The organism is Pseudomonas sp. CAN1, from assembly GCF_030462585.1.
Lineage (GTDB): Bacteria > Pseudomonadota > Gammaproteobacteria > Pseudomonadales > Pseudomonadaceae > Pseudomonas.
In genome coordinates, this window is the sequence record NZ_JASMRU010000006.1 from 118,242 (window position 1) to 143,699 (window position 25,458).

Annotated in this window: 22 protein-coding genes; 17 read left to right on the forward strand and 5 right to left on the reverse strand. The window is 66.9% G+C overall.

Translation table 11 applies throughout. The features are described 5' to 3' along the window. The first annotated feature begins 133 nt into the window (after nt 1–133). From QO207_RS11025 to QO207_RS11095, 15 genes are all read left to right on the forward strand, one after another. Nucleotides 134–1,753, forward strand: a complete 1,620-nt coding sequence (locus QO207_RS11025) for a methyl-accepting chemotaxis protein (RefSeq protein ID WP_301532460.1) — start codon at nt 134–136, stop codon at nt 1,751–1,753. After that, entirely contained in the window at nt 1,728–2,237 is a 510-nt protein-coding gene (locus tag QO207_RS11030; RefSeq protein WP_301532461.1) for a chemotaxis protein CheW, read from the forward strand. The genes QO207_RS11025 and QO207_RS11030 overlap by 26 nt, the downstream gene beginning before the upstream one ends. Beyond that, nucleotides 2,234–3,475 (forward strand): protein-glutamate O-methyltransferase CheR, encoded by a 1,242-nt coding sequence (locus QO207_RS11035; RefSeq protein WP_301532462.1) that lies wholly within the window; start codon nt 2,234–2,236, stop codon nt 3,473–3,475. Before QO207_RS11030 ends, QO207_RS11035 begins: the two co-directional genes overlap by 4 nt. Continuing rightward, the gene (locus tag QO207_RS11040; RefSeq protein ID WP_301532463.1) at nt 3,468–4,166 is read left to right on the forward strand and encodes a chemotaxis protein CheW; all 699 of its coding nucleotides are present in this window, start codon (nt 3,468–3,470) and stop codon (nt 4,164–4,166) included. Before QO207_RS11035 ends, QO207_RS11040 begins: the two co-directional genes overlap by 8 nt. Beyond that, nucleotides 4,163–6,454 carry a hybrid sensor histidine kinase/response regulator gene (locus tag QO207_RS11045; RefSeq protein ID WP_301532464.1) on the forward strand — a complete coding sequence of 764 codons (2,292 nt, stop codon included), beginning with the start codon at nt 4,163–4,165 and terminating at the stop codon, nt 6,452–6,454. The genes QO207_RS11040 and QO207_RS11045 overlap by 4 nt, the downstream gene beginning before the upstream one ends. Further along, nucleotides 6,451–7,458, forward strand: a complete 1,008-nt coding sequence (locus tag QO207_RS11050) for a chemotaxis response regulator protein-glutamate methylesterase (RefSeq protein WP_301532465.1) — start codon at nt 6,451–6,453, stop codon at nt 7,456–7,458. Before QO207_RS11045 ends, QO207_RS11050 begins: the two co-directional genes overlap by 4 nt. A 57-nt stretch (nt 7,459–7,515) precedes the next feature. After that, on the forward strand, nt 7,516–8,526 hold the full coding sequence (locus QO207_RS11055) for a PleD family two-component system response regulator (RefSeq protein ID WP_301532466.1): 1,011 nt from the start codon (nt 7,516–7,518) through the stop codon (nt 8,524–8,526). A gap of 119 nt (nt 8,527–8,645) precedes the next feature. After that, a protein-coding gene (prfB, locus tag QO207_RS11060) for a peptide chain release factor 2 (protein ID WP_253443383.1) occupies nt 8,646–9,741 on the forward strand; the annotation gives its coding sequence in 2 pieces (ribosomal slippage) (nt 8,646–8,717 and nt 8,719–9,741; 1,095 coding nt in all). Nucleotides 9,742–9,823: 82 nt separating this feature from the next. Continuing rightward, the gene (gene lysS / locus QO207_RS11065) at nt 9,824–11,329 is read left to right on the forward strand and encodes a lysine--tRNA ligase (protein ID WP_301532467.1); all 1,506 of its coding nucleotides are present in this window, start codon (nt 9,824–9,826) and stop codon (nt 11,327–11,329) included. A 573-nt stretch (nt 11,330–11,902) separates the two neighbouring features. Next, nucleotides 11,903–12,619 carry a TetR/AcrR family transcriptional regulator gene (locus tag QO207_RS11070; protein WP_301532468.1) on the forward strand — a complete coding sequence of 239 codons (717 nt, stop codon included), beginning with the start codon at nt 11,903–11,905 and terminating at the stop codon, nt 12,617–12,619. Nucleotides 12,620–12,725: 106 nt separating this feature from the next. Beyond that, the gene (locus QO207_RS11075) at nt 12,726–13,289 is read left to right on the forward strand and encodes a hypothetical protein (RefSeq protein WP_301532469.1); all 564 of its coding nucleotides are present in this window, start codon (nt 12,726–12,728) and stop codon (nt 13,287–13,289) included. Next, entirely contained in the window at nt 13,286–14,590 is a 1,305-nt protein-coding gene (locus QO207_RS11080) for a flavohemoglobin expression-modulating QEGLA motif protein (protein WP_301532470.1), read from the forward strand. The genes QO207_RS11075 and QO207_RS11080 overlap by 4 nt, the downstream gene beginning before the upstream one ends. A gap of 138 nt (nt 14,591–14,728) precedes the next feature. Then, complete coding sequence (locus tag QO207_RS11085) at nt 14,729–15,664, forward strand: alpha/beta hydrolase (protein ID WP_301532471.1); 936 nt, start codon at nt 14,729–14,731, stop codon at nt 15,662–15,664. Continuing rightward, nucleotides 15,661–15,987 carry a hypothetical protein gene (locus QO207_RS11090; RefSeq protein WP_301532472.1) on the forward strand — a complete coding sequence of 109 codons (327 nt, stop codon included), beginning with the start codon at nt 15,661–15,663 and terminating at the stop codon, nt 15,985–15,987. The genes QO207_RS11085 and QO207_RS11090 overlap by 4 nt, the downstream gene beginning before the upstream one ends. A 38-nt stretch (nt 15,988–16,025) precedes the next feature. Then, nucleotides 16,026–16,535: an O-acetyl-ADP-ribose deacetylase gene (locus QO207_RS11095; RefSeq protein WP_301532473.1), complete on the forward strand. Its 510-nt coding sequence runs from the start codon at nt 16,026–16,028 to the stop codon at nt 16,533–16,535. 18 nt (nt 16,536–16,553) lie between these two features. Here QO207_RS11095 and QO207_RS11100 read toward each other — a convergent pair whose 3' ends face one another. The 4 genes from QO207_RS11100 to QO207_RS11115 form a co-directional block, all read right to left on the reverse strand. Then, nucleotides 16,554–17,003 (reverse strand): hypothetical protein, encoded by a 450-nt coding sequence (locus tag QO207_RS11100; protein ID WP_301532474.1) that lies wholly within the window; start codon nt 17,001–17,003, stop codon nt 16,554–16,556. A gap of 388 nt (nt 17,004–17,391) precedes the next feature. After that, nucleotides 17,392–18,183, reverse strand: coding sequence for an OmpA family protein (locus tag QO207_RS11105; RefSeq protein ID WP_301532475.1), 792 nt, complete (start codon nt 18,181–18,183; stop codon nt 17,392–17,394). 37 nt (nt 18,184–18,220) lie between these two features. Continuing rightward, nucleotides 18,221–18,640: a DUF4398 domain-containing protein gene (locus QO207_RS11110; protein ID WP_301532476.1), complete on the reverse strand. Its 420-nt coding sequence runs from the start codon at nt 18,638–18,640 to the stop codon at nt 18,221–18,223. A 189-nt stretch (nt 18,641–18,829) separates the two neighbouring features. Beyond that, entirely contained in the window at nt 18,830–21,202 is a 2,373-nt protein-coding gene (locus tag QO207_RS11115; RefSeq protein ID WP_301532477.1) for a heavy metal translocating P-type ATPase, read from the reverse strand. A 90-nt stretch (nt 21,203–21,292) separates the two neighbouring features. Between QO207_RS11115 and cadR the strand changes: the two genes are divergently transcribed. Further along, the gene (gene cadR, locus QO207_RS11120; RefSeq protein WP_301532478.1) at nt 21,293–21,760 is read left to right on the forward strand and encodes a Cd(II)/Pb(II)-responsive transcriptional regulator; all 468 of its coding nucleotides are present in this window, start codon (nt 21,293–21,295) and stop codon (nt 21,758–21,760) included. A 439-nt stretch (nt 21,761–22,199) separates the two neighbouring features. Here cadR and QO207_RS11125 read toward each other — a convergent pair whose 3' ends face one another. Then, on the reverse strand, nt 22,200–22,535 hold the full coding sequence (locus QO207_RS11125) for a pilin assembly protein (protein WP_301532479.1): 336 nt from the start codon (nt 22,533–22,535) through the stop codon (nt 22,200–22,202). Nucleotides 22,536–22,745: 210 nt separating this feature from the next. On the opposite strand from QO207_RS11125, the gene ppc reads away from it, so the two are divergent. Next, nucleotides 22,746–25,382 carry a phosphoenolpyruvate carboxylase gene (ppc, locus tag QO207_RS11130; protein WP_301532480.1) on the forward strand — a complete coding sequence of 879 codons (2,637 nt, stop codon included), beginning with the start codon at nt 22,746–22,748 and terminating at the stop codon, nt 25,380–25,382. Nucleotides 25,383–25,458 lie beyond the last annotated feature (76 nt).

Below are 25,458 nucleotides of genomic sequence, written 5' to 3' on the forward strand. Positions count from 1 at the left end.
AGAGATAAGCATCCAGTGTCTGCGGATACTATATGTCCTATCTTGCTGATGATTTAGTAGGAATTTACTTTCGGAGCGACTTGCGCCGGAATACCTCATCCGTCGGCACGCCACCAATCTTCTGGGGAAAGCAGTGAAGAACTGGACTCTACGCCAACGCATCCTGGCCAGCTTTGCCGTTGTCATCGCGATCATGCTGCTGATGGTGGTGATTTCCTACACTCGCCTGCTGCGCGTCGAGGCCAGCACCAAGCGCGTCAACGAAGACGCCATGCCCGGCACCTACGCCCTGACCCAGGTGCGTTCGACCTGGACCGACAGCATCCTGCTGACCCAGGTGCTGGTCGGCCTCTCCAACGGCCAGGCGCTGGACGAGAAGCATCGCCAGGAATTCCGTGCCAACCATGACGTGCTGATCGAGCGCCTGACCCAGTACGAGCGCACCGTGCGCGACCCGCGCGACACGGAGATGCTCAACCACTTCAAGCAGCAGGTGAACGAGTACGACACCCAGCTCGCCGAAGTGCTGCAGCTCTACACCACCGACCGTGAAAGCGCGCGCAAGCTGCTGCTGGATCGCCTCGAACCTATGTGGGAAGACGGCCGCAAGACGCTGACGCAACTGATCACCCTGAACAAGGAAATCGCCGACGCGGCGGCCGAGAACATCGTCAACGAGGTCTCCACGGCCAAGGCGATCATGCTCATCTCTCTGCTGCTGGCCGTCGTCGCCGCGGCGGTGTGTGGGCTGCTGCTTATGCGCGCCATCACCGAGCCGGTGCGCCAGGTGGTGAAAGGCCTGCAGGTCATGGGCGGTGGCGACTTCACCACGCGCCTGGCGATGGAGCGCAACGACGAGTTCGCGGTGATCGAGACCGGCTTCAACGGCATGGCCGAAGAGCTCAAGGGCCTGGTTTCGCAGGCGCAGCGCTCGGCCATCCAGGTCACTACTTCGGTGACCGAGATCGCTGCCACCTCCAAGCAGCAGCAGGCCACCGCCACCGAAACCGCCGCCACCACCACCGAGATCGGCGCCACCTCGCGGGAAATCGCCGCCACCTCCCGTGACCTGGTGCGCACCATGACCGAGGTGTCCTCGGCCGCCGAGCAGACTTCCACCCTGGCCGGCTCCGGCCAGCTGGGCCTGGCGCGCATGGAAGAGACCATGCACCACGTGATGGGCGCCGCCGAGCTGGTCAACGCCAAGCTGGCGATCCTCAACGAGCGCGCCGGCAACATCAACCAGGTGGTCACCACCATCGTCAAGGTGGCCGACCAGACCAACCTGCTCTCGCTCAACGCCGCCATCGAGGCGGAGAAGGCCGGCGAATACGGCCGCGGTTTCGCCGTGGTCGCCACCGAGGTGCGCCGCCTGGCCGACCAGACCGCCGTGGCCACCTACGACATCGAGCAGATGGTCCGCGAGATCCAGTCCGCCGTGTCCGCCGGGGTGATGGGCATGGACAAGTTCTCCGAAGAAGTGCGCCGCGGCATCTCCGAGGTCGGCCAGGTCGGCGAGCAGCTCTCGCAGATCATCCAGCAGGTGCAGGCGCTGGCGCCGCGCGTGCAGATGGTCAACGAAGGCATGCAGGCCCAGGCCACCGGCGCCGAGCAGATCAACCAGGCGCTGGTGCAGCTCGGCGAGGCCACCGGGCAGACCGTGGAATCCCTGCGCCAGGCCAGCTTCGCCATCGACGAGCTGAACCTCGTGGCCAACGGACTGCGCAATGGCGTCTCGCGCTTCAAGGTCTGACGCCGCCGCGGCGGGCAGGCTGTACCTGCAGTTCCGCCTCGGTGCGGACCGCTATGCGCTGGACGTCCACGACGTCATCGAGGTGCTGCCGCTGCCCGCGCTCAAGCGTGTGCCGGAAGCGCCGGCCTGGGTCGCCGGGCTGTTCCCGCACCGCGGTGAACTGCTGCCGGTGCTCGACCTCAGCCAGCTCGCCTTCGGCCACGCTGCACCGCGACGCACCAGCACACGGCTGGTGCTGGCGCGTTATCGCAGCGGGGAAAACGCTCCCGAGCAGCGCCTCGGGCTGATCCTCGAACAGGCCACCCACACCCTGCGCCGTGATCCGGCAGCCTTCCGCGACTACGAGCTGGACAACGGCAGTGCTCGCTACCTCGGCCCGGTGCTGGAGGACGAGCAGGGCCTGCTGCAGCGAATCGGCGTCGACCAGTTGCTCAGCGACGAAGTCCGTGCGCGCCTGCTGCCGGGCGGGAGCGAGCCAGCATGAACGATCCGCGCTTCGCCCAACTGCTCAAGGAGCGCATCGGCCTGGATGCCGAGTCGGTCGGCGACGCGGTGATCGAGCGCGCGGTGCGTCAGCGCTGCAGCAAGGTCAGCGGCGGCAATGCCGAGCAGTACTGGCAGCGACTGCAGGGCTCGGCGGAAGAGGTGCAGGCGCTGATCGAGGCGGTGATCGTCCCCGAGACCTGGTTCTTCCGCTACCCGGAATCCTTCGGCGCACTGGCTGACCTGGCCACTCGCCGCGTGCTGGAACTGGCCGGCGCCCGCCCGCTGCGCGTGCTCAGCCTGCCGTGCTCCACCGGCGAGGAACCGTACTCCATCGTCATGGCCCTGCTCGATGCCGGGCTGGCGCCTTCGGCCTTCCAGGTCGACGCGCTGGACGTCAGCCGCGCCGTGCTGGAGCGCGCCGCGGCCGGGCACTACGGGCGCAATTCGTTCCGTGGTTCGAACCTGACTTTCCGTGACCGCTACTTCACCGGGGCGGACAACGATTACCTGCTCGCCGAAGCGGTGCGCCGCAAGGTCGGCTTCCGCACCGGCAACCTGCTGGCGCCAGGCCTGTTGGCCGGCGAGGCGCCCTACGATTACGTGTTCTGCCGCAACCTGCTGATCTATTTCGATCGCCCGACCCAGGAGCAGGTGGTCGAAGTGCTGCGCCGCCTGGCGCGCCCCGACGGCGTGCTGTTCATCGGCCCGGCCGAAGCCAGCCTGATGTCCCGCGTGGGGCTGCGGCCGCTGGGTGTGCCGCAGTCCTTTGCCTTCCCGCTGACCGGTACTGAGCCGCTGACGCGCCCGGAGCCGTTGAACTRGACGGCTCCCGCACCAATCCCGCGCCCGGCCGTACCCAAGCCGGCGCCGGTGCCGCTGCGCCCGCGCCTGGTGGCCAAGGCCGAAGCGCCGGTTGCCGCGCCGCCGCGCAACGAGCTGGCGGAGATCGCCCTGCTGGCCAACTCCGGCCAGGCGGACGCCGCGCGTCAGCGCTGCGAGGCGCTGCTGGCGCAGCAGGGGCCGAACGCCGAGGCTTTCTACTGGCTTGGCCTGCTGGCCGATGCCCAGGGGCAGGCGGCGGAGGCCCAGGGCTTCTACCGCAAGGCCCTGTACTTGCAACCCGATCATCAGGAAAGCCTGCTGCACCTGGCCGCGCTGCTCGCCGCCCAGGGCGATGTCGCGGGCGCCCGGCGCCTGCAGGAACGCGCTGCGCGAGGAGTAAAGCGCAATGGTTGAACACAGCCTGCCGTTCGGCTCGGTACTCGCCGAGAGCGGCATGCCGGCCGTGGATGATTGCTGGAACCGCATCGGTGTGCGCGGCGACCGCAGCTGCCCGAAGCTCGAAGAACATATCCACTGCCGCAACTGCCCGGTGCATGCGGCGGCGGCCATCAGCCTGCTGGATCGCTACGCGCTCAGCGGTGAAGGGGAAGAGACGCTTGCCTCCCGCAGCGTTGAAGCTGCGGTCGAGGAAGGCCGCCCGCACCTGATCTTCCGCCTCGGTGAGGAATGGCTGGGCCTGTCCACCCGCGCCCTGGCCGAGGTGGCGCCGGCCTGCGTGGTGCATTCGCTGCCGCACCAGCGCTCGCCAGCGCTGCTGGGCGTGGCCAACGTGCGCGGCACCCTGGTGGCGTGCATCTCCCTGGGTGAACTGCTCGGTCTCGACAGCCGCACGGCCGCCCGTGATGACGCGCGCATCGTGCCGCGCATGCTGATCCTCGCTGCGACCGGCGGGCCGATCATCTCGCCGGTGGACGAGGTGGACGGCATCCATGAGCTGGACGAGAAGGCCGTGGTCGCTGCCTCGAACCAGAGCCATGCGGCCAACGACCGCTATACCCGTGGCGTGATGCAGTGGCGCCAGCGCAGCATTCGCCTGCTCGACCAGGACGCCCTGCTCGACGCCGCCACCCGGAGCCTGGCATGACCCCGGACCAGATGAAGGACGCGTCGATGCTGGAGCTGTTCCGCCTGGAGGCGGAAGCCCAGACGCAGGTGCTGGTGCAGGGCCTGATGGCGCTGGAGCGCAACCCGAGCCAGGCCGACCAGCTGGAAGCCTGCATGCGCGCGGCGCACTCGCTCAAGGGCGCGGCGCGCATCGTCGGCCTGGATGCCGGTGTGCAGGTTGCCCACGTGATGGAGGATTGCCTGGTCGGTGCCCAGGAAGGGCGTTTGCTGCTGACGCCTGGCCACATCGACGCACTGCTCGCCGGTACCGATATCCTGCTGCACATCGCCGCCATCGAACCCGAGCGCGCCGAGCAGGCGCAGCAGGGCGTGCCGGCGATGGTCGAGCGCCTGCAGGCGCTGGTTTCCGGCCAGGCGCCGGCACGTGCCACAGCGCCCGCACCCAGCGCTCCGGTTTCACCTCCAGTCGCCGAGCCGGCAGCTCCGGCACCGCTGGCGCAGGAGCCCGCAGCGGCCCAGGAACCGGCCCGCCGGCGCCGCGCCAGCGACCGCGATGAAGGTGGCGAGCGCGTGCTGCGCGTCACTGCCGACCGCCTCAACCAACTGCTGGATTACTCCAGCAAGTCGCTGGTGGAGTCCCAGCGCCTGAAGCCGCTGCTGGACTCGCTGCAACGCCTCAAGCGCGTCCAGGCCAGCGCCAGCCGGGTGCTCGACGGCGCCCGCGACGCGGCCAGCAGCGCCAACCTCGATGCCGAGGCGCAAGCCTATCTGGCCGATGCGCGCAGGCTGGTGGGCGAGTGCCAGCAACTGCTCAGCGAACAGATCGCCGAGCTGGACGATTTCAGTTTCAAGGCCGGCCAGCGCGCTCAGTCGCTCTACGACACCGCGCTGTCGTGTCGCATGCGGCCATTCGCCGACGTGCTTGCCGGGCAGGCGCGGATGGTCCGTGACCTCGGCCGCTCGCTGGGTAAGTCGGTACGACTGGACGTCGACGGCGCCAGTACCCAGGTCGACCGCGACGTGCTGGAAAAGCTCGAAGCGCCGCTCACGCATTTGCTGCGCAATGCCGTCGACCACGGCATCGAGTCCGCCGAGGTGCGCGCCCGCGCTGGCAAACCGGAGGAGGGCAGCATTCAGCTGCTGGCCCGCCATCATGCCGGCATGCTGGTGCTGGAGCTGCAGGACGACGGCGGTGGTGTCGATCTGGATCGGCTGCGCACGGCGATCCTGCGTCGGCAGTTATCCACAGAGGAAACCATCGGCCGGCTGAGCGAGGAGGAGCTGCTGAGCTTCCTCTTCCTGCCCGGCTTCAGCATGCGCGAGCAGGTCACCGAGGTCTCCGGTCGCGGCGTCGGCCTGGACGCCGTGCAGCACATGGTGCGCCAGCTGCGTGGCGGCATCCGTATGGAGCAGGTGGCGGGGCAGGGCGCACGCTTCCACCTGGAAGTGCCGCTGACGCTGTCGGTGGTACGCAGCCTGGTGGTCAGCATCGGTGGTGAGGCCTACGCCTTCCCGCTGGCGCACATCGAACGCATGCGCCGGCTGGCGCCGGACGAGATCGTCCAGCTCGAAGGCCGCCAGCAGTTCTGGCACGAGGGCCGTCACGTAGGCTTGGTGTCCGCCAGCCAGCTGCTGCAGCGCCCCGATGGCGAGGCCGCGCCGGACGAGATCCCGGTGGTGGTAATCCGCGAACGGGAGAACGCCTACGGCGTGGCGGTGGAGAAGTTCATCGGCGAGCGCACCCTGGTGGTGGTGCCGCTGGACGCCCGCCTGGGCAAGGTGCAGGACGTTTCCGCCGGCGCCTTGCTGGACGACGGTACGCCGGTGCTGATCCTTGATGTCGAGGACATGCTGCGCTCGGTGGAGAAGCTGTTGGCCACTGGCCGTCTGGAGCGCATCGACCCTACCGGGCGGCTCTCCGGGCCGTCGCGCAAGCGCGTGCTGGTGGTGGACGACTCGCTCACCGTGCGCGAGCTGGAGCGAAAGCTGCTGCTGGGGCGCGGTTACGACGTCGCCGTCGCGGTGGATGGCATGGACGGCTGGAACGCCCTGCGCTCGGAACACTTCGACCTGGTGATCACCGACATCGACATGCCGCGCATGGACGGTATCGAGCTGGTCACCCTGATCCGTCGCGACACCCGCCTGCAGTCGCTGCCGGTGATGGTGGTGTCCTACAAGGACCGCGAAGAAGACCGGCGGCGCGGGCTCGATGCCGGTGCCGACTATTATCTGGCCAAAGCCAGCTTCCATGACGAGGCCCTGCTGGACGCGGTGGTCGACCTGATCGGAGGAGCACACGGGTGAGGGTAGGGATAGTCAACGACATGCCCCTGGCGGTCGAGGCCATGCGCCGTGCGCTGGCCCTGGAGCCGGCGCACCGCATTGTCTGGGTGGCCGCCAACGGTGCCGAGGCGCTGGAGATGTGCGCCGCGCAGAAGCCCGACGTGGTGCTGATGGACCTGCTGATGCCGGTGATGGACGGCGTCGAGGCGACGCGGCAGATCATGGCCCAGAGTCCCTGCGCGATCATCATCGTCACCGTCGACCTGGAACAGAACATGAGCCGGGTCTTCGACGCCATGGGCAACGGCGCCGTGGACGCGGTGAACACCCCGGCCATGGGCACCGGCGACCCAGCCGAGGCGGCCCGCCCGCTGCTGCGCAAGCTGCAGAACCTGGCCTGGCTCACCGCCCCGCGCGATACCCGCCCGGCCTCCAGCGTGGCGCCCACGCGCAAGGGCAGCGGCGCGCGCAAGCTGGTCGCCATCGGCTCCTCGGCTGGCGGCCCGGCGGCGCTGGCCGACCTGTTCGCACGCCTGCCGGCGGATTTCCCCGCGGCCATCGTGGTGGTGCAGCACGTCGACGAAGTGTTTGCCGCCGGCATGGCCGAATGGCTCTCCACCCAATCAAAGATTCCCGTGCGCCTGGCCCGCAACGGCGAGCCGCCGCAGCCCGGCTGCGTGCTGCTGGCCGGCACCAACCACCACATCCGCCTGCTCAAGGGCGGTGAACTGGCCTATACCGCCGAGCCCAGCAGTCATATCTACCGGCCCTCCATCGACGTGTTCTTCGACAGCGTGGTGGAGTACTGGGCCGGCGAGGCCGTCGGCGTGCTGCTCACCGGCATGGGCCGGGATGGCGCCGAGGGCTTGAAACGCATGCGCGAGCGTGGCTATTTGACGCTGGCCCAGGACCAGGCCAGCTGTGCGGTGTACGGTATGCCCAAGGCTGCGGCGGCGATTGGCGCCGCGGTGGAGATTCGCGCGCTGGGCGACATTGCCCGTCGCCTGGCGGAGGTCTGCGCCTGAGTGCAGGCGGCGGAGCCCCTCTTTTTTAAGAATCCAGTTTCCATGAACCCTGTTTCCATGAACTCAAAGCAGAGTAATGACCCCGTGAAGACCCCAGGCGATTCCGCTGTAATGGTGCTGCTGGTCGATGACCAGCCGATGATCGGCGAAGCCGTGCGTCGTGCCCTGGCGGACGACCCGAGCATCGACTTCCACTTCTGCTCCGACCCGCACCAGGCCATCGCCCTGGCGATCCAGATCAAGCCCACGGTAATCCTCCAGGACCTGGTGATGCCCGGCGCCGACGGTCTCTCGCTGGTCCGCGAGTACCGCGCCAACCCGGCCACCCGCGATCTGCCGATCATCGTCCTGTCGACCAAGGAAGACCCGGCGGTGAAGAGCGCAGCGTTCAGCGCTGGCGCCAACGACTATCTGGTCAAGCTGCCCGACGCCATCGAGCTGATCGCCCGGGTGCGCTACCACTCGCGTTCCTACCTCGCCCTGTTGCAGCGCGACGAGGCCTACCGCGCGCTGCGCGAGAGCCAGCAGCAGCTGCTGGAAACCAACCTGGTGCTGCAGCGCCTGATGAACTCCGACGGCCTCACCGGGCTGTCCAACCGCCGCCACTTCGACGAATACCTGGAGATGGAGTGGCGCCGCGGCGTGCGTGAGCAGACCCAGCTGTCGATCCTGCTGATCGACGTCGACCACTTCAAGGCCTACAACGACACCTTCGGCCACGTGCAGGGCGACGAGGCGCTGCGCCAGGTGGCCGCGGCCATCCGTGGCAACTGCAGCCGCCCCTCGGACCTGCCGGCGCGCTACGGCGGCGAGGAGTTCGTCATGGTCCTGCCAAACACCTCGCCCGGCGGTGCGCGCCTGCTGGCGGAGAAGCTGCGGCGTTCGGTGCAGGACCTCAACATCAGCCACGAGCTGCCCACTCCCGGCTCGCCGCTGACCGTCAGCGTCGGCGTCGCGACGCTGATCCCGCAGAACGGGCAGGCCTGCCGCCAGCTCATCGAACTGGCCGACCAGGCGCTCTACAACGCCAAGCACGGCGGTCGCAACCAGGTGGCCATCGCCGGCTGAGCAGGCGGGGAGGGCGCGGAAACGGTGAGCGTGGTTTGTCGTAAAGCCTGAAAGGGCGCCGAAAAATCACGTATACTTGCCGGCTTTTCTACGCCCTTTACCCGTGAGAGCTTCCCGCCATGGAAATCCAACCGATCCTCAACAGCATCAAGGACCTCTCCGACCGTACCCATTCGATTCGGGGGTATCTTTGACTACGATCTGAAACATGATCGTCTGATCGAAGTAAACCGCGAACTGGAAGACCCGGCGGTCTGGAACAAGCCCGAATACGCCCAGAACCTGGGCCGCGAGCGCGCCATGCTGGCGCAGATCGTCGAGACCCTCGACGAGCTCACCGGCGGTCTGGCCGATTCCCGCGACCTGCTCGACATGGCGGTCGAGGAGAAGGACGAAGGCGCCGTCGGCGACGTCGAAGCCGAAGTCCAGCGCCTGCGCGAAATCCTCGAGAAGCTCGAGTTCCGCCGCATGTTCAGTGGCGAGATGGACCCCAACAACGCCTACCTGGACATCCAGGCCGGCTCCGGCGGTACCGAAGCCCAGGACTGGGCCAACATGTTGCTGCGCATGTACCTGCGCTGGGCCGACAAGAACGGCTTCAGCGCCGAGATCGTCGAACTGTCCGAAGGTGAAGTCGCCGGCATCAAGGGCGCCACCGTGCACATCAAGGGCGAATACGCCTTCGGCTGGCTGCGCACCGAGATCGGTGTGCACCGCCTGGTGCGCAAGAGCCCGTTCGACTCCGGCAACCGCCGCCACACCTCGTTCACCGCGGTGTTCGTGTCGCCGGAAATCGACGACAACATCGAGATCGAGATCAACCCGGCCGATCTGCGCATCGACACCTACCGCTCCTCCGGCGCGGGCGGTCAGCACGTGAACACCACCGACTCCGCGGTGCGTATCACCCACGTGCCGACCAACACCGTGGTGGCGTGCCAGAACGAACGCTCCCAGCACGCCAACAAGGACACCGCCATGAAAATGCTGCGGGCCCGGTTGTACGAGCAGGAGATGCAGAAACGCAACGCCGCCTCGCAGGCGCTGGAAGAGACCAAGTCCGATATCGGCTGGGGCCACCAGATCCGTTCCTACGTGCTCGACCAGTCGCGCATCAAGGACCTGCGTACCGGCGTGGAACGCAGCGATTGCGACAAGGTGCTCGACGGCGACCTGAACGAGTATCTGGAAGCCAGCCTGAAACAAGGCCTGTAAACAGCACCGCCGCGGGACGGGCCACACGGCCCGATCCCGCCAGTAACCCCTATTGATCAAGACGCCAGGCAGATAGACGACCATGAGCGACCAACAACTCGACCCGACCGAACTGCAACAGGAAGAAAACAAGCTGATCGCCCAGCGCAAGGAAAAACTTGCCGCCGTGCGCGAAGCCAAGGCCATCGCCTTCCCCAACGACTTCCGCCGCGAGAACTACTTCGCGGACCTGCAGAAACAGTACGAAACCGCGACCAAGGAAGAGCTGGAAGCAGCTGCCATCCCGGTCAAGGTTGCCGGTCGCATCATGCTCAACCGCGGCTCCTTCATCGTCCTGCAGGACAGCAGCGGCCGCCTGCAGGCCTATGTGAACCGCAAGACCCTGCCCGAAGAGACCCTGGCCGAGATCAAGACCTGGGACCTGGGCGACATCATCGGCGCCGAAGGCACCCTGGCCCGCTCCGGCAAGGGCGACCTGTACGTCGAGATGACCAGCGTGCGCCTGCTGACCAAGTCGCTGCGCCCGCTGCCGGACAAGCACCACGGCCTGACCGACACCGAACAGCGCTACCGCCAGCGCTACGTCGACCTGATCGTCAACGAGGAAACCCGCCACACCTTCCGCGTGCGTTCCCAGGTCATCGCCCACATCCGGCGCTTCCTCTCCGATCGCGGCTTCCTCGAAGTGGAAACCCCGATGCTGCAGACCATCCCCGGCGGCGCGGCGGCCAAGCCCTTCGAAACCCACCACAACGCGCTGGACATGGCCATGTTCCTGCGTATCGCCCCGGAGCTGTACCTCAAGCGCCTGGTGGTCGGTGGCTTCGAGAAGGTCTTCGAGATCAACCGCAACTTCCGTAACGAAGGCGTCTCGACCCGGCACAACCCCGAGTTCACCATGCTCGAGTTCTACCAGGCCTACGCCGACTACGAAGACAACATGGACCTGACCGAAGAGCTGTTCCGCGAGCTGGCCCAGGCCGTGCTCGGCAGCACCGACGTTCCTTATGGCGACAAGGTCTTCCACTTCGGCGAGCCGTTCGCCCGCCTGTCCGTGTTCGACGCCATCCTCAAGTACAACCCGGAACTCACCGCGGCTGACCTGACCGACGTCGAGAAGGCTCGCGCCATCGCCAAGAAGGCCGGCGCCAAGGTTCTCGGCCACGAAGGCCTGGGCAAGCTGCAGGTGATGATTTTCGAAGAGCTGGTCGAGCACAAGCTGGAGCAGCCGCACTTCATTACCCAGTACCCGTTCGAAGTGTCGCCGCTGGCGCGCCGCAACGACAACGACCCGAGCGTCACCGACCGCTTCGAGCTGTTCATCGGTGGCCGCGAGATCGCCAACGCCTACTCCGAGCTCAACGACGCCGAAGACCAGGCCGAGCGCTTCATGCTGCAGGTCAAGGAGAAGGACGCCGGTGACGACGAGGCGATGCACTTCGACGCCGACTTCGTCAACGCGCTCGAATACGGCATGCCGCCCACCGCTGGCGAAGGCATTGGCATCGACCGCCTGGTGATGCTGCTGACCAACTCGCCGTCGATCCGCGACGTGATCCTGTTCCCGCACATGCGCCCGCAGGCGTAAGCGCCGGAATCGGAAGAAAAGGCCGCCCCTCGGGGCGGCCTTTTTCGTTACGGGGGCACCCGGTAGGAGCGGACCTTGTCCGCGAAATCCCTCGCGGCGGATCTATCTCTGGTCGGTGAATACCGTCCTATCACGCGAGTTCCCACAGGGCGTCCATCCTGCAACGCTGTCACGACGGTGGGACTTCGCGGACACGGTCCGCTCCTACGCTCAATCGCGTCCCGGCTGTCGTAGGAGCGGGCTCTGTCCGCGATCGGCTCGCCCGCGCTCCGACCAGCCGATTGGCACCCAGCCCACCCATCGCGGACGTAGTCCGCTCCTACGCTCGGCCCAACACGGGATGGCCCCTGTAGGAGCATCAGATTCTCCCGGTATACCATCCGACGAAATGCACGTGACCGGCGTGGCTCGGGCGCTATGTAGCACGTCATACACCCAGGCCTGATTCCCCACCGCCTGCTCTGCCTCGTGACCCGCGCCCTGCGCCGGTGTCGCAGCAGCGCAGCGGCGATTGTTTTCCCACTCAAAAGCCCGAACAATGCGCCATCAGGCCGTGCCCCGGAGGTAATGCCAGTGACCCGAGTGTCCCCGCGAGACAGCGCTGCGCAAGTCGCCAGCGCCATCGCCGAAAGTGTCAAATACCAGGGCCGCAAGGCCAGCCGCCAGGGTAGCGAGCAACGCCGCCAGGCGATCCTCGACGCCGCCCTGCGGATCATCGTGCGCGACGGCGTGCGTGCCGTGCGCCACCGCGCCGTAGCCGCCGAGGCCGGTGTGCCGCTATCGGCCACCACCTACTACTTCAAGGATATCCAGGACCTCATCACCGACACCTTCGCGCTCTTCGTCGAACGCAGCGCCGAAGCCCTGTCGACTTTCTGGGGCAGCGTCGAGGGTGATCTGCAGGCCATGGCCGGCGGCCTCGCCAAGGATGACCCGCAGGCGCGCCACGAGCTGACGGCGAACATCGTCGAGCTGGCGATCAAGTACGTGCAGGTCCAGCTCACCGAGCGCCGCGAGCACCTGCTGGCCGAACAGGCGTTCCGCCAGGAAGCCCTGCTCAATCCCAATCTCAGCGAACTCGCCCAGCGCCACCGGCGCATCCTCTCCCTGGGCGTGGTGCATTTCTTCGAAGTCCTCGGTTCCAGACAGCCCGAACAGGATGCCCGGGTGTTGACGGCCATCATCCTGCAGATGGAGTATCAGGGCCTGCTGGACGGTGCCGACCACCTGCAGATCGATGAAATGCGTGCCATCCTTAGCCGCTACCTCGACCTGGTGATGGGCCTGTAGCCCCAGCTGCTGCATTCCAACCCCGCCGCCGGCGGGGTTTTCGTATCGGAACTCCGGAGACCCGTGCGCATCGCATGGGAAGGTATCCGGACCTAAGGAGGGCGTGATGAAAGTCTGGCGTGCACTGCTGCTGTTGAGCATCTGCCTGCTCAGTGGCTGCCTGGTGACGTTCAAGGACCCGATTCCGGCCAACGAGCCCGCACCGGCGCACCTGCTGGGCCAGTGGTCGCGGGTGGACGAGTACGGCGAGGAACAGTTCGTCGAGATCACCCGCTCCGGCTCCAACCTCTATCGAGCGCTCAGCTACACCGACAGCAAGGACAACACCGACAGCGTCGAGGACTTCGGCTTCACCGTGGCCCACCACGGCAAGCGCTGGTACCTGTCCGCCGGTTTGCCGAAAAGCATGGGCGGCAACTTCGCCCTGGCCGGTTTCGAGATCACCGACAAGGATGAACTGGTGATCTACAACCTGGATGTCGAGCACATCCTGCAGGACATGAAAGAAGGCACGCTCAAGGGCGAGAAGGTCGACACCGAGCAGGGCGCCGGCGCCCTGGTGAGCAGCCCGTTGCCGCAGGTGATCGCTTACCTCAATGATCCGGCCAATTCCGATGTGTTCGTCGAAGCGCTGCGCTTTTCGCGCGTGACTCCGGGAGAAAAGCAATGACCCCACGGCGCAAGAACTCCCCGCCCAACGACTATCAGCAGATCATCCGCGGCCTGTCCGACCGCATCGTCGAGGCGCAGACGCCGATCCGCGTGCTCGACGCCATCAAGTGGGACGACGGCATCCGCGACGACTTCCTCAAGGGCCGCGGCAAGCACGCGCCGAAGGTCGACCGCAGCTACTACGACAGCCGCCCGCTGTCCTTCGACAGCGGTGCGAAGAAGCAGGAATTCCAGAACATCGAGCGCGATATCACCCGCCACCTGGGGCAGTTCAACCCGGTCGGGCAGATCATGCGGCGCATGTGCAAGGAATACCGCATGGTCATCCGCATGCTCGAAGCGCGCGGCACCCAGGACTTCGGGCTGATCTCCCAGGAACTCTACGGCTCGGCCTCCGACGCCTTCCATGCCGGCGACCCGACCCTGGCCGACCTCGGCCTGATGCTCTCGGACTACCTGAACAACATCGCCGACCGTGGCGACCTCAAGGACGAACCCAAGACGCTGACCGCCAGCGACGCGGTGAAGATGCTGCAGGAGCGCCTGAACAAGGTGTTCGACGGCAAGGAAGACACCATCCGCGTCTTCGAGTCCGACGGCATAGTCGCGGACGCCGCAGCCGGCGCCGACTACATCAAGGTGCGCGCCGACGCCATGTTCAACGAGCGTGACGTGCGCGCGCTGGAAGTCCACGAGGGCCTGGTGCACGTCGGGACCACGCTCAATGGCCTCAACCAGCCGATCTGCACCTTCCTCGCCAAGGGCCCGCCGTCTTCAACGGTGACCCAGGAAGGCCTGGCGATCCTGATGGAAGTGATCGCCTTCGCCTCCTACCCGACGCGCCTGCGCAAGCTTACCAACCGCACCCGCGCCATCCACATGGCGGAAGAAGGCGCAGACTTCATGGAAGTCTTCAACTTCTACCGCGAGCAGGGCTACAGCCAGGAAAGCAGCTACCAGAACTCCAGCCGGGTGTTCCGTGGCTCGACGCCGGCCGGGCTGCCGTTCACCAAGGACCTGTCGTACCTCAAGGGCTTCATCCTGATCTACAACTACATCCAGCTCGCCGTGCGCAAGGGCAAGCTGGAGCAGATCCCGCTGCTGTTCTGCGGCAAGGCCACCCTGGAAGACATGCGCACCCTGCGCCAGCTGGTGGACGAGGGCCTGGTGGTGCCGCCCAAGTACCTGCCGCCGCAGTTCCGCGACCTCAACGCGCTGTCGGCGTGGATGTGCTTCTCCAACTTCCTCAATCACCTGAGCCTCGACCGCATCGAGGCGGATTACGCCAATATCCTCTAACCCGCCCGCGCGGCTCTTCGTAGGAGCGAGCTTGCTCGCGAACATCTCGCCGGAGACTGCGGTGCTGGGCGGGTTCGCGAGCAATAACGATGGCGTCCCCCTCGCTCCTACAGATCACGCCCCAAGGATGACTTGCCGATGATCCGTTGCTTCAAGGCCGCCGCCCTCACGCTGCTCCTCGCGCTCGGCGGCTGCAGCTCGCTGCTGTTCTACCCCAGCGACGACGTCGCCATCACCCCGGCCCGCGCCAAGCTCGACTACCGCGACGTCACCCTGACCACCGCCGACGGCGTGAAGATCGCCGGCTGGTGGCTGCCGGCGAAAGCGGGCGTGCCGGTCAAGGGCACCGTGCTGCACCTGCACGGCAACGGCGGCAACATGGCCTGGCACCTGGGCGGCGCCTACTGGCTGCCGGAGCAGGGTTACCAGGTGCTGATGGTGGATTACCGCGGCTACGGGCACTCCGCGGGCGAGCCAAGCCTGCCGGCGATCTACCAGGACATCGACGCTGCCTTCGCCTGGCTGGACAAGGCGCCGGAAGTGCAGGGCAAGCCGGTGATCCTGCTTGGCCAGAGCCTGGGCGGCGCCCTGTCGATCCACTACCTGGGCATGCATCCGGAGCGGCAGAAACAGCTGCACGCGGTGGTGCTGGACGGCGTGCCGGCCAGCTACCGCGACGTGGCGCAATACACCCTTTCCACCAGCTGGCTGACCTGGCCGCTGCAGGTACCGCTGTCCTGGCTGGTGCCTGACGGCGACAGCGCGATCCGCTCGGTGCCGCGACTTTCTGGCGCACCCGTGCTGTTCTTCCACAGCATCGACGATACCATTGTGCCCCTGGACAACGGCCTGAGCCTCTACAAGGCCGCGCCGCCGCCGAAGGTCTTCCAGCTGACCCGCGGCAACCACGTGGAAACCTTCGGTGAATCCGTGTGGCGCGAAGTGATGCTGCGCTTCCTCGATGATCCGCAGCACTTCACCGGCCTGCGCCGGCTGGCCGAAGTCCCGAACTACCCGGCACCGGCAAAACCCCAGGAAGCGCCGGCGGATACCTCACAACAAGGCAAGCCATGAACGACCGCAACCCGATCTCCTACATCCTCACCGTCATCGCCACCATCTTCGTTTCGGTCGGCACGCTCTGGTACTACGGCTACCTGCACTTCGCCAAGCCCGAGGACGCGCTGGAACTGACCCAGTTCACCATGCTCAAGAGCATCCCCGGCCAGGACGCCACCAAGCTCTCCCTCGACCCGGCCGACCAGCAGGCACAGTGCATCGACGGCGTGCTGGTGATGTTCGACATGACCCAGAAGGGCCTGACCGGCGTGCTCGTCGACGGCCGCAAGCGCGCCGTGCGCTGCCTGGGTGAAGAGACCCCGCAAGAGGTCAAGTGACGGCCAGCCCGACGTCGCAGACCCAGGGAGCAAGCATCATGAGCCATCCCGAAATCCGCGTCTGGCAGGGCGACATCACCCGTCTCGACGTCGATGCCATCGTCAATGCCGCCAACAGCTCGCTGCTGGGCGGCGGTGGCGTCGACGGCGCCATCCACCGCGCTGCCGGCCCGGACCTGGTCCACGCCTGCCGCCCGCTGGGTGGCTGCAGGACCGGCCAGGCGAAGCTCACCGCAGGCTTCCGCCTGCCGGCGCGCTTCGTCATCCACACTGTCGGCCCGGTCTGGCGCGGCGGTGAGCACGGCGAGCCGGAGCTGCTCGCCCAGTGCTACCGCAACAGCCTGCAACTGGCCGAGGACAAGGGGCTGGCGAGCGTGGCCTTTCCCGCCATCAGCACCGGCATCTATGGCTACCCCGCCGAAGCGGCAGCGCAAGTTGCCGTGGACGAGCTGCGTCGTCCACGGGGGAAGGGAAGTTCGTTGAAGGAACTGGTGCTGGTGCCGTTCTCCGCCGAGATGGCGGAGCTCTATCGGCGATTGTTGGCCTAGCTCAACGGCTGGACTGGCTCAGACGATGTATTCCGGGCGTCCGTCGCTGATCCAGCGTTGGTAGCGGGCGTCGATCGCCGGGCTCAGCTTCGCGTAGTTGTCCCAGCTGTCGGCCACCGAATAGAGGCTGTCTTCGTCCACGCCGAAGGTCTCGAAGTAGTCATCGATATAGCGGCTGTCGTGATCCAGGCCCCGGTAGTAGGCAAGGGTGAACGCGTTGCCTTGGGCATCGAGGTCTTCGGCGATGAGCTTCTCGTCCAGCACCTCGATCAGGAAGCGGGCCCCGGTCGTGTCCTTGCGCTGAAGCGCTGCCACGGCCTCGGCAGCATCCTCGACCAGCTCCTCGCTGACCCTGCCATTGAGGATCAGCCACGCCAGGAACATGCCGATGTGGGTGGCGGCGGCGGACGGCGGCAGGTCTTCGGGGAAGTCGCCTTCGTAGTGCCAGGAGGCGTCATCGTATTTCATGGGAATTCCGACTGCAGTTGGGCCGCTGATTCTGCCAGCTTTGCAGGCGGGTGACAGACGCAAGACTGCGTAGGGATGCCCTTACTGAGCACGTAAGAGCAACTGTCTTCTTCTGAGAGTTCGTGCCTGGGTTTTCCCTCTCCCCCGCCCTGGCTGCGCGCCCCGCTCCGAATGGAGAGAGAGCAGGTTGTGCCGGCTGACGCTGTGGTTTCATCCTGCACCGAACGGTCCCCTCTCCCTTCAGGGAGAGGGTTAGGGAGAGGGAAAGCCCACGCTCAGAGTTTCAGGTAGGAGCGGACCCCGTCCGCGATTGCCCCAGCTGTGCGCCAGGCACATCGCGGATGAGGCCGCTCCTGCACGGTGCGCAGGAGCGGGCCGTTCTAGCGGATCAGTAGGTGCCGCTTACCGAAGAACGCGGCTGCACCGGATTGGCGTCGTTGGAGATGGTCACCTCGACGCGGCGGTTCATGGCGCGGCCGGCCGGGGTCGCGTTGCTCGACACCGGATACTCCTTGCCGTAGCCACGGGAGACGACGCGGTCCGAGGTCACGCCCTGGCTGAGCAGCGCCAGGCGGATAGCGTCGGCGCGGCGCTCGGACAGGCCCTGGTTATAGGACGACGAGCCGCTGCTGTCGGTGTAGCCCTCGACGATGACCTTGCGCTCCGGGTTCTGCTGCAGGTAGCCGGCGAGGTTCTGCACGTTGCCCATGGCACCGGGCTTGAGTTCGGCGCGGTCGAGGTCGAACAGCACGTCACCGAAGGAGACCATGGTCCCGCGCGAGGTCTGCTTGGCGTTCAGCTCGCCCTTGAGCTTGTTCAGCTGCGCGGTACGGGCGTCGAGACGGGCCTGGGCACGCTGCGCGGAGGTGTTCTTCAACTGGTCCTCGGAGTCGCGCAGGGCCACTGTCTGGTTGGCCAGCTCGATGCGCTGCTGGGTCAGGTAGGCCAGCTGGTCGACGTCCTTCTGGTCGGCGCCGTCGCGGTAGGCCTTGTCGGCCTTGGCCAGCCAGTCACCGGCGTCCTTGGTCTCCAGGGCGGCCTGCTGGGTGGCCTGGGGCTCGGCCTGCAGGGCCTGGAAGTCACTACGGGCCTTTTCCAGGTTGGCGTTGGGCGGCGTCGAGCAGGCGGCCAGGGCCAGGGCGAGGGTCGAGATGGCGGGCAGTACGATGAACTTGTTCATGTCGAAATTCCTTATATGACCGGGCGTAGGGGCGGGATCACTGGGCCTGCTGCAGGCCTTCCTGACGCAACTCCATCACGCCCTGCTGGGCGTCCTTCACAGCGTTCTGGGCCTTCACGGCCTGGGACTTGCGTTCGGCCACGCGGGCGTCCCATTCCGATTGCTGGGCCAGTCGCTTGGCCTGGTCATATTCCTTGTCGTTCAGGGCGATGCGCGCCTGGGCGAGCTTGTCCTGGGCATTCTTGGTCTCGACCGGCGCGTATTCCGGGCCGCCGGAGCTGACGGCAGCGTTCACCGCGGACTCGGTGACGGCCATCTGCTCGCTCGGCGGGTTGCCGGCGCAGCCGGCCAGCAGCACGGCACTGCCGAGGGCGAGCAACCCCAGGCGCCAGCTGCGCAGCGAGGCACAGGAGGAAAGGGACGGGACGGTTCGAGCGCTCTGAGATTTCAGTTCCATTGGGCGAATCCTCTGACGATTGGTAGGGGGTTCCCTCGGCGTTTCGATTGCCGGCGGATGCGGGCCGCTCTCCGGTGCGGTTCTGCGTTGCAGAGAGTGGGCATCTGTTTAGGGGACTAAGCGTTTTGTCAGGGGGTTCAAAAAAAATGCCCGCCGTGCAGGCGGGCATTCTTCGGCAATCGGCGTCGATCAGCCGCGATGGCGCAGCAACCGCAGGCCGTTGAACACCACCAGCAGGCTGGCGCCCATGTCGGCGAACACCGCCATCCACAGGGTGCCTTCGCCGGTCAGGGTGAGGGCGAGAAACACCGCCTTGATGCCCAGGGCCAGGCTGATGTTCTGCACCAGTACCCGGTTGGTCTGGCGCGACAGGCGAATGAAGGACGGCAGCTTGCGCAGGTCGTCATCCATCAGCGCCACGCCCGCGGTTTCGATGGCCGTGTCGGTGCCCGCAGCGCCCATGGCGAAGCCGATATCGGCGCGGGCCAGGGCCGGGGCGTCGTTGATGCCGTCGCCAACCATGCCGACGCGCTGGCCGCCTTCCTGGCGCTGCTTCACCTCACGCAGCTTGTCTTCGGGCAACTGGTTGCCCAGCGCCACGTCGATACCCACCTGGGCGCCGATGGCGTTGGCGGTGTGCGGGTTGTCGCCGGTCAGCATCAGGGTCTTCACCCCCAGTGCATGCAGTTGGGCGATGGCTTCGCGGCTGGTCTGCTTGACCGCGTCGGCGACGGCGAACAGCGCCAGCGGGCCTCCGTCATCAAGCAGCACGATGACCGTCTTGCCTTGCTGTTCGAGGGCATCCAGCTGTGCTTCCAGCTCCTTCGAGCAGAGCTGCAGCTCTTCCACCAGGCGATGGTTGCCCAGGTGGTAGGTGTGGCCGTCGATCTCGCCCTTCACGCCACGGCCGGGCAGGGCGGTCAGCTCGTTCACCGCGAACAGCGCGATGTTGTCCGCCTCGGCGGCCTTGGCCACGGCCTGCGATACCGGGTGGTCGGAGCGCGCGGCGAGGCTGGCGGCCAGGGCGCGCACGTCGCCGGCGCTGGTTTCGCGCAGGGCACTGAAGTCGGTCTGGCTGGGGCGGCCTTCGGTGAGCGTGCCGGTCTTGTCCAGGGCGATCCAGGAAAGCTTGCGGCCCAGTTCGAGGAACACCCCGCCCTTGATCAGGATGCCCAGGCGCGCCGCCGCCGACAGGCCGCTGACGATGGTCACCGGGGTGGAGATCACCAGCGCGCACGGGCAGGCGATCACCAGCAGCACCAGCGCGCGGTAGACCCAGTCGAGCCAGGCGCCGCCGAAGAACAGTGGCGGCAGCAGCGCAGTGGCGATGGCGATGAGGAACACCACCGGGGTGTAGATGCGCGAGAACTGGTCGACGAAGCGCTGGGTCGGCGCACGCGAGCCCTGGGCCTCTTCCACGGCGTGGATGATGCGTGCCAGGGTGCTGTCGTCGGCCACGCGGGTGACGCGGTATTCCAGCGCGCTTTCGCCGTTGATGGTGCCGGCGAACAGGGGATCGCCGGCCTGCTTTTCCACCGGCAGGCTCTCGCCGGTGATGGGCGCCTGGTTGACGCTGGAGCGGCCGTCGAGCACTTCGCCGTCCAGGGCGATGCGCTCGCCGGGGCGCACGCGCACCCGGGCATCGAGGGCGACGGCCTTGGCGGAAACCTCCTGCCACTGCCCGTCCACCTGCACCGTGGCCTGTTCCGGGGCCAGCTGCAGCAGGCCGCGGATGGCGTTGCGCGCGCGCTCCAGGGATTTCGCCTCGATCAGCTCGGCGATGGCGAACAGCACCGCCACCATGGCCGCTTCCGGCCACTGGCCGATCAGCATGGCGCCGGTCACGGCGATGCTCATCAGGGCGTTGATGTTGAGATTGCGGTTCTTGATCGCGATCCAGCCCTTGCGGTAGGTCGGCAGGCCGGCGCCGAGAATCGCGGCAATGGCCAATACGGCCACCAGCCAGTGCGGGCCGATGGCGAACCACTCGAAGAACTCCGCACCCGCTGCGGCGACACCGGCCAGCGCCAGCGGCCACCAGGGCTTCTGCTGGGCAGGCTGGGCGGCGAGTGGGGCGTTTTCGTCCACCGGTTCGGCCTGCATGCCGAGGGAGGCCACCAGCTTCTGCAGCGGCTCGATGCTGTCGAAGCGATGCTGCACGCGCAGCAGGCGCTGCATCAGGTTGAAGTCGAGGTCTTCCACGGCAGGCACGCGGCCCAGCGCATCGCGCAGCAGGCGCTCCTCGGTGGGGCAGTCCATGGCTTCGATGCGCAGGCTGGTCCAGTGCAACTCGCCACTGGCAGAACCGGCGGCGGCTGTGGCGGCACTTTCGGCGCGCGCGCTGCGGTCTTCGCCATGATCATGGCTGTGATCGTGATCGTGATCGTGATCGTGATCGTGATCGTGATCGTGGGCATGGCCGTGGTCATGGGAATGTGCGGCAGGTTCGGCGGCCGGGGCGCGCAGCAGCGCGCCCTTGTCGCAGCCGCAGCAGCCGGCGGCTTCATGTTCACGGTCCTGTACCGGGCCGTGAATGGTCGGCCCCTGGCGATTGGCAGTCATGTCGTCGATTCCTGTTTGACGAGTTGCTGCCAATTGCACACCCTGTAGTAGCTACAGAGTCAAGCTGTTGTCTTGCCCATGAGGTGAAGCATGAAAATCGGTGAACTGGCAAAACTGACCGGCTGCCCGGTGGAGACCATTCGCTATTACGAACGCGAGGGCCTGCTGCCAGCGCCGTCCCGCAGCGAGGGGAACTACCGGCAGTACGATGCCAGCCACGTCGAGCGGCTGTCGTTCATCCGCCATTGCCGCTCGCTGGACATGACCCAGGAGGAAATCCGCATCCTCCTCGGCCTGCGTGACCGCCCTGAATCCGACTGCGGCACCGCCAACCGGCTGATCGACGAGCACCTGCACCATGTCGAGGTGCGCATCGCCGAACTGCAGTCGCTCAGCCAGCAACTGCGCGATCTGCGGGCGCAGTGCCAGGGGGAGGGCAGCAGCCTGGATTGCGGCATCCTGCGCGAGCTGGAGCAACCGGCGGAGCCTTCGGTGATTCCCGAGGCCTGTGCCGACGCGGGGCACCTGCATGTCCCCGGCGTCCACGGCCGGCACTGAGCGATTTTCGTAGGAGCGAGCTTGCTCGCGAACCCGCCCAGCGCCTGAGCTGCCGGCAAATCTGTTCGCGAGCAAGCTCGCTCCTACAGGTAATCCCAACACCCCGCCAGTTTCGTAGGGCGAATAACGCGGCAGCGTTATCCGCCGGCCTTTGCTGTGGCGCCGTGGCTGCCTGCATGTCCCCGGCGTCCCCGCCCGACACTGAGCGATTTTTTGTAGGAGCGAGCTTGCTCGCGAACCCGCCCAGCGTCGGAGCTGCCGGCAAGTCTGTTCGCGAGCAAGCTCGCTCCTACAGGTAATCCAAACGCCCCCGGCGACCCGTAGGGCGCATAACGCGCCAGCGTTATCCGCCACTCCTGTGCCGCCGGCGGATAACCTGTTCCAGGTTATGCGCCCTACGGAAAACCAGACGCCCCGGCAGTTGCCGGGGCGTTATCGGTCAGGAGTGCTCCGCCTCCGTCAGCTCATGCAGGTACTTGCGCGACAGCGCCAGGAAGCGCGGCGTCGGGCCGATGTCCTCGTAGAGCGGGTCGCCCTGTTCGTCCTGGGCTACCACCTTGTTGCCCTGCACGTAGGGGAAGCTCGCCTCCAGCTCCTCCAGTGCGGCATTGACCAGCTCGCCCAGCAGCTCCTCGACGCTGCGCTTGGGGTACATGTCGTGCAGCGCGGCCAGACGCGCGGCGGTCTCGACGTCCAGCGGAATGCTGTACTGGTGGTTGGTCATGCGCCCCCTGGCGTTCTTTTCCCAATGGCGTACCAGCTCGCGGATTTTCATGTTCACCTCTAGGGTCGATACGTGGCGAGCGGCCTTCGTGGGGCCGCGGCGGTTTTTCCCGATGAAGCGGGGATAACTTTCAGCCTAGACGCTGTCCGAGCATGACTGCAGGCGTTCGTCGCGCCCTTGCCAGCCAACGCCCCGGGCGGCACTGTGAAGCGCCAAGCGACGCCTTTTTCAATCAAGGACTCTCACACCAAGGAGACCGTGATGCCGGATATCGACGCGCGCCTGCGCGAGGACGTTCACCTGCTCGGCGAGCTGCTCGGGCAGACCATCCGTGCCCAGTACGGGCAGGGCTTCCTCGACAAGATCGAGCTGATCCGCACTGGCGCCAAGGCCGCCCGGCGCGGCTCCGCCGAAGGCGCCAAGCAGCTCACCGCAACTCTCGACGGCCTCGGCGAGGACGAACTGCTGCCGGTGGCCCGCGCCTTCAACCAGTTCCTCAACCTGGCCAATATCGCCGAGCAGTACCACCGCATCCGCCGGCGCACGCCGAAGGAGCCGGAACCCTTCGAGAACCGTGTGCTGGCCGAACTGCTGGGGCGTCTGCGCAAGTCCGGCCTGGGCGCCGAGGGCCTGGCGCGGCAGGTGGCCGACCTGGAAATCGAGCTGGTGCTCACCGCCCATCCCACCGAAGTGGCGCGCCGCACGCTGATCCAGAAGTACGACGCCATCGCCGCGCAACTGGCCGCCGGCGATCACTCCGACCTGCTGCCCGAAGAGCGCCAGGCGGTGCAGGAGAAACTCCAGCGGCTGATCGCCGAGGCCTGGCACACCGACGAAATCCGCCGCACCCGGCCGACCCCGGTGGACGAGGCGAAATGGGGTTTTGCGGTGATCGAACATTCCCTCTGGCATGCCCTGCCGGACTTCCTCCGCCACGTCGACCGCACCCTGCAGGAAACCCTCGGCGAGCGCCTGCCACTGGGCGCCGCGCCGATCCGCTTCGCCTCCTGGATGGGCGGCGACCGCGACGGCAACCCCAACGTCACCGCCGCCATTACCCGCGAAGTTTTGCTGCTGGCGCGCTGGATGGCGGCCGACCTGTATCTGCGCGACGTCGACAGCCTCGCCGCCGAACTCTCCATGCAGCAGGCCAGCGACGAACTGCGCGCCGAAGTCGGTGACCTCGCCGAACCCTACCGCGCGCTGCTCAAGCAACTGCGCGAACGCCTGCGCGCCACCCGCGCCTGGGCCGAGCGCGCCATCCATACCGGCGAGGAACCGGGTGCCGAGGTGCTGCAGGACAACCGTGAACTGCTGGAGCCGCTGCAGCTCTGCCATCGCTCGCTGCAGGCCTGCGGCATGGGCGTGATCGCCGATGGCGACCTGCTCGACACCCTGCGTCGCGCCGCCACTTTCGGGCTGTTCCTGGCGCGGCTGGACGTGCGCCAGGACTCCACCCGCCACGCCAACGCCATGGCCGAAATCACCGAACACCTGGGCCTGGGCAACTACACCGAGTGGGAGGAAAGCGTGCGCCAGGAATTCCTCCTGGAAGAACTCGCCAGCCGCCGCCCGTTGTTGCCGGCCAATTACCAGGCCACGGCCGAGACCGCCGAAGTCCTCGCCACCTGCCGCGTGGTGGCGCAGGCGCCGGCGGCCTCGCTGGGCTCCTACGTCATCTCCATGGCCGGGCAGCCGTCCGATGTGCTGGCCGTGCAACTGCTGCTCAAGGAATGCGGGCTGCAGCGGCCGATGCGCGTGGTGCCGCTGTTCGAAACCCTGGATGACCTGGACAACGCCGGCCCCTGCATCGACCGCCTGCTCAGCCTGGACAGCTACCGCACGCGCCTGGCTGGCCCGCAGGAAGTAATGATCGGCTACTCCGACTCGGCCAAGGACGCCGGCACCCTGGCCGCTGCCTGGGCGCAGTACCGCGCCCAGGAGGCGCTGGTGGACATCTGCCGCAACCACGGTGTCGAGCTGCTGCTGTTCCATGGCCGCGGCGGCACCGTCGGCCGTGGCGGCGGCCCTGCCCACGCGGCGATCCTTTCGCAGCCGCCGGGCTCGGTAGCCGGGCGTTTCCGCACCACCGAGCAGGGTGAGATGATTCGCTTCAAGTTCGGCCTGCCGGACATCGCCGAGCAGAACCTCAACCTCTACCTGGCCGCCGTGCTGGAGGCCACCCTGCAGCCGCCGCCGGTGCCCGAGCCGGCCTGGCGCGAGGAGATGGACCGCCTGGCCGCCGACGGCGTGCTCGCCTACCGCGCGGTAGTGCGGGAGAACCCGCAGTTCGTCGACTACTTCCGCGAGGCCACGCCGGAGCAGGAACTGGGCCGCCTGCCGCTGGGCAGCCGCCCGGCCAAGCGCCGCGAGGGCGGGGTGGAGAGCCTGCGGGCGATCCCCTGGATCTTCGCCTGGACCCAGACGCGGCTGATGCTGCCGGCCTGGCTGGGCTGGGAAGACGCGCTGTTCAAGGCCATCGAGCGCGGCGAAGGCGCACTGCTTTCGCGCATGCGCAAGGAGTGGCCGTTCTTCACCACGCGCATCGACATGCTGGAGATGGTGCTGGCCAAGGCCGACCGGGAAATCGCCCAACTCTACGACGAGCGTCTGGTGCAATCGGAACTGCGACCATTAGGTGCGCATTTACGCGACCTATTGTCGCAGTCGGTGCGAGTGGTGCTGGGGCTTACCGGGCAATCGCAGCTGCTCGCCCATGCCGCCGAGACCCGCGAATCCATCGGCGTGCGCAACACCTACCTGGACCCGCTGCACCTGCTCCAGGCCGAGCTGCTGGCGCGCTCGCGGCGCTGCACGGGCGACGCCTGCGGCGGTCTGGAGCAAGCCATGCTGGTGACGGTGGCGGGCATCGCCGCGGGGCTGCGCAATACCGGTTGAGGCAGTACCACCCCCCACCAAAGGTGGATTGCCGAGCCGCCAGATGAGATTAATTTGATGGCTGATCCGGGTGTAG

Coding starts and splice junctions, on each gene's coding strand:
- QO207_RS11100 (WP_301532474.1), bottom strand. CDS start 17,003: ATGAAATACGATGACGCCTCCTGGCACTACGAAGGCGACTTCCCCGAA.
- QO207_RS11090 (WP_301532472.1), top strand. CDS start 15,661: ATGAACGACCGCAACCCGATCTCCTACATCCTCACCGTCATCGCCACC.
- QO207_RS11045 (WP_301532464.1), top strand. CDS start 4,163: ATGACCCCGGACCAGATGAAGGACGCGTCGATGCTGGAGCTGTTCCGC.
- ppc (WP_301532480.1), top strand. CDS start 22,746: ATGCCGGATATCGACGCGCGCCTGCGCGAGGACGTTCACCTGCTCGGC.
- QO207_RS11030 (WP_301532461.1), top strand. CDS start 1,728: ATGGCGTCTCGCGCTTCAAGGTCTGACGCCGCCGCGGCGGGCAGGCTG.
- QO207_RS11075 (WP_301532469.1), top strand. CDS start 12,726: ATGAAAGTCTGGCGTGCACTGCTGCTGTTGAGCATCTGCCTGCTCAGT.
- QO207_RS11115 (WP_301532477.1), bottom strand. CDS start 21,202: ATGACTGCCAATCGCCAGGGGCCGACCATTCACGGCCCGGTACAGGAC.
- lysS (WP_301532467.1), top strand. CDS start 9,824: ATGAGCGACCAACAACTCGACCCGACCGAACTGCAACAGGAAGAAAAC.
- QO207_RS11110 (WP_301532476.1), bottom strand. CDS start 18,640: ATGGAACTGAAATCTCAGAGCGCTCGAACCGTCCCGTCCCTTTCCTCC.
- QO207_RS11055 (WP_301532466.1), top strand. CDS start 7,516: ATGAACTCAAAGCAGAGTAATGACCCCGTGAAGACCCCAGGCGATTCC.
- QO207_RS11125 (WP_301532479.1), bottom strand. CDS start 22,535: ATGAAAATCCGCGAGCTGGTACGCCATTGGGAAAAGAACGCCAGGGGG.
- cadR (WP_301532478.1), top strand. CDS start 21,293: ATGAAAATCGGTGAACTGGCAAAACTGACCGGCTGCCCGGTGGAGACC.
- QO207_RS11095 (WP_301532473.1), top strand. CDS start 16,026: ATGAGCCATCCCGAAATCCGCGTCTGGCAGGGCGACATCACCCGTCTC.
- QO207_RS11080 (WP_301532470.1), top strand. CDS start 13,286: ATGACCCCACGGCGCAAGAACTCCCCGCCCAACGACTATCAGCAGATC.
- QO207_RS11105 (WP_301532475.1), bottom strand. CDS start 18,183: ATGAACAAGTTCATCGTACTGCCCGCCATCTCGACCCTCGCCCTGGCC.
- QO207_RS11085 (WP_301532471.1), top strand. CDS start 14,729: ATGATCCGTTGCTTCAAGGCCGCCGCCCTCACGCTGCTCCTCGCGCTC.
- QO207_RS11040 (WP_301532463.1), top strand. CDS start 3,468: ATGGTTGAACACAGCCTGCCGTTCGGCTCGGTACTCGCCGAGAGCGGC.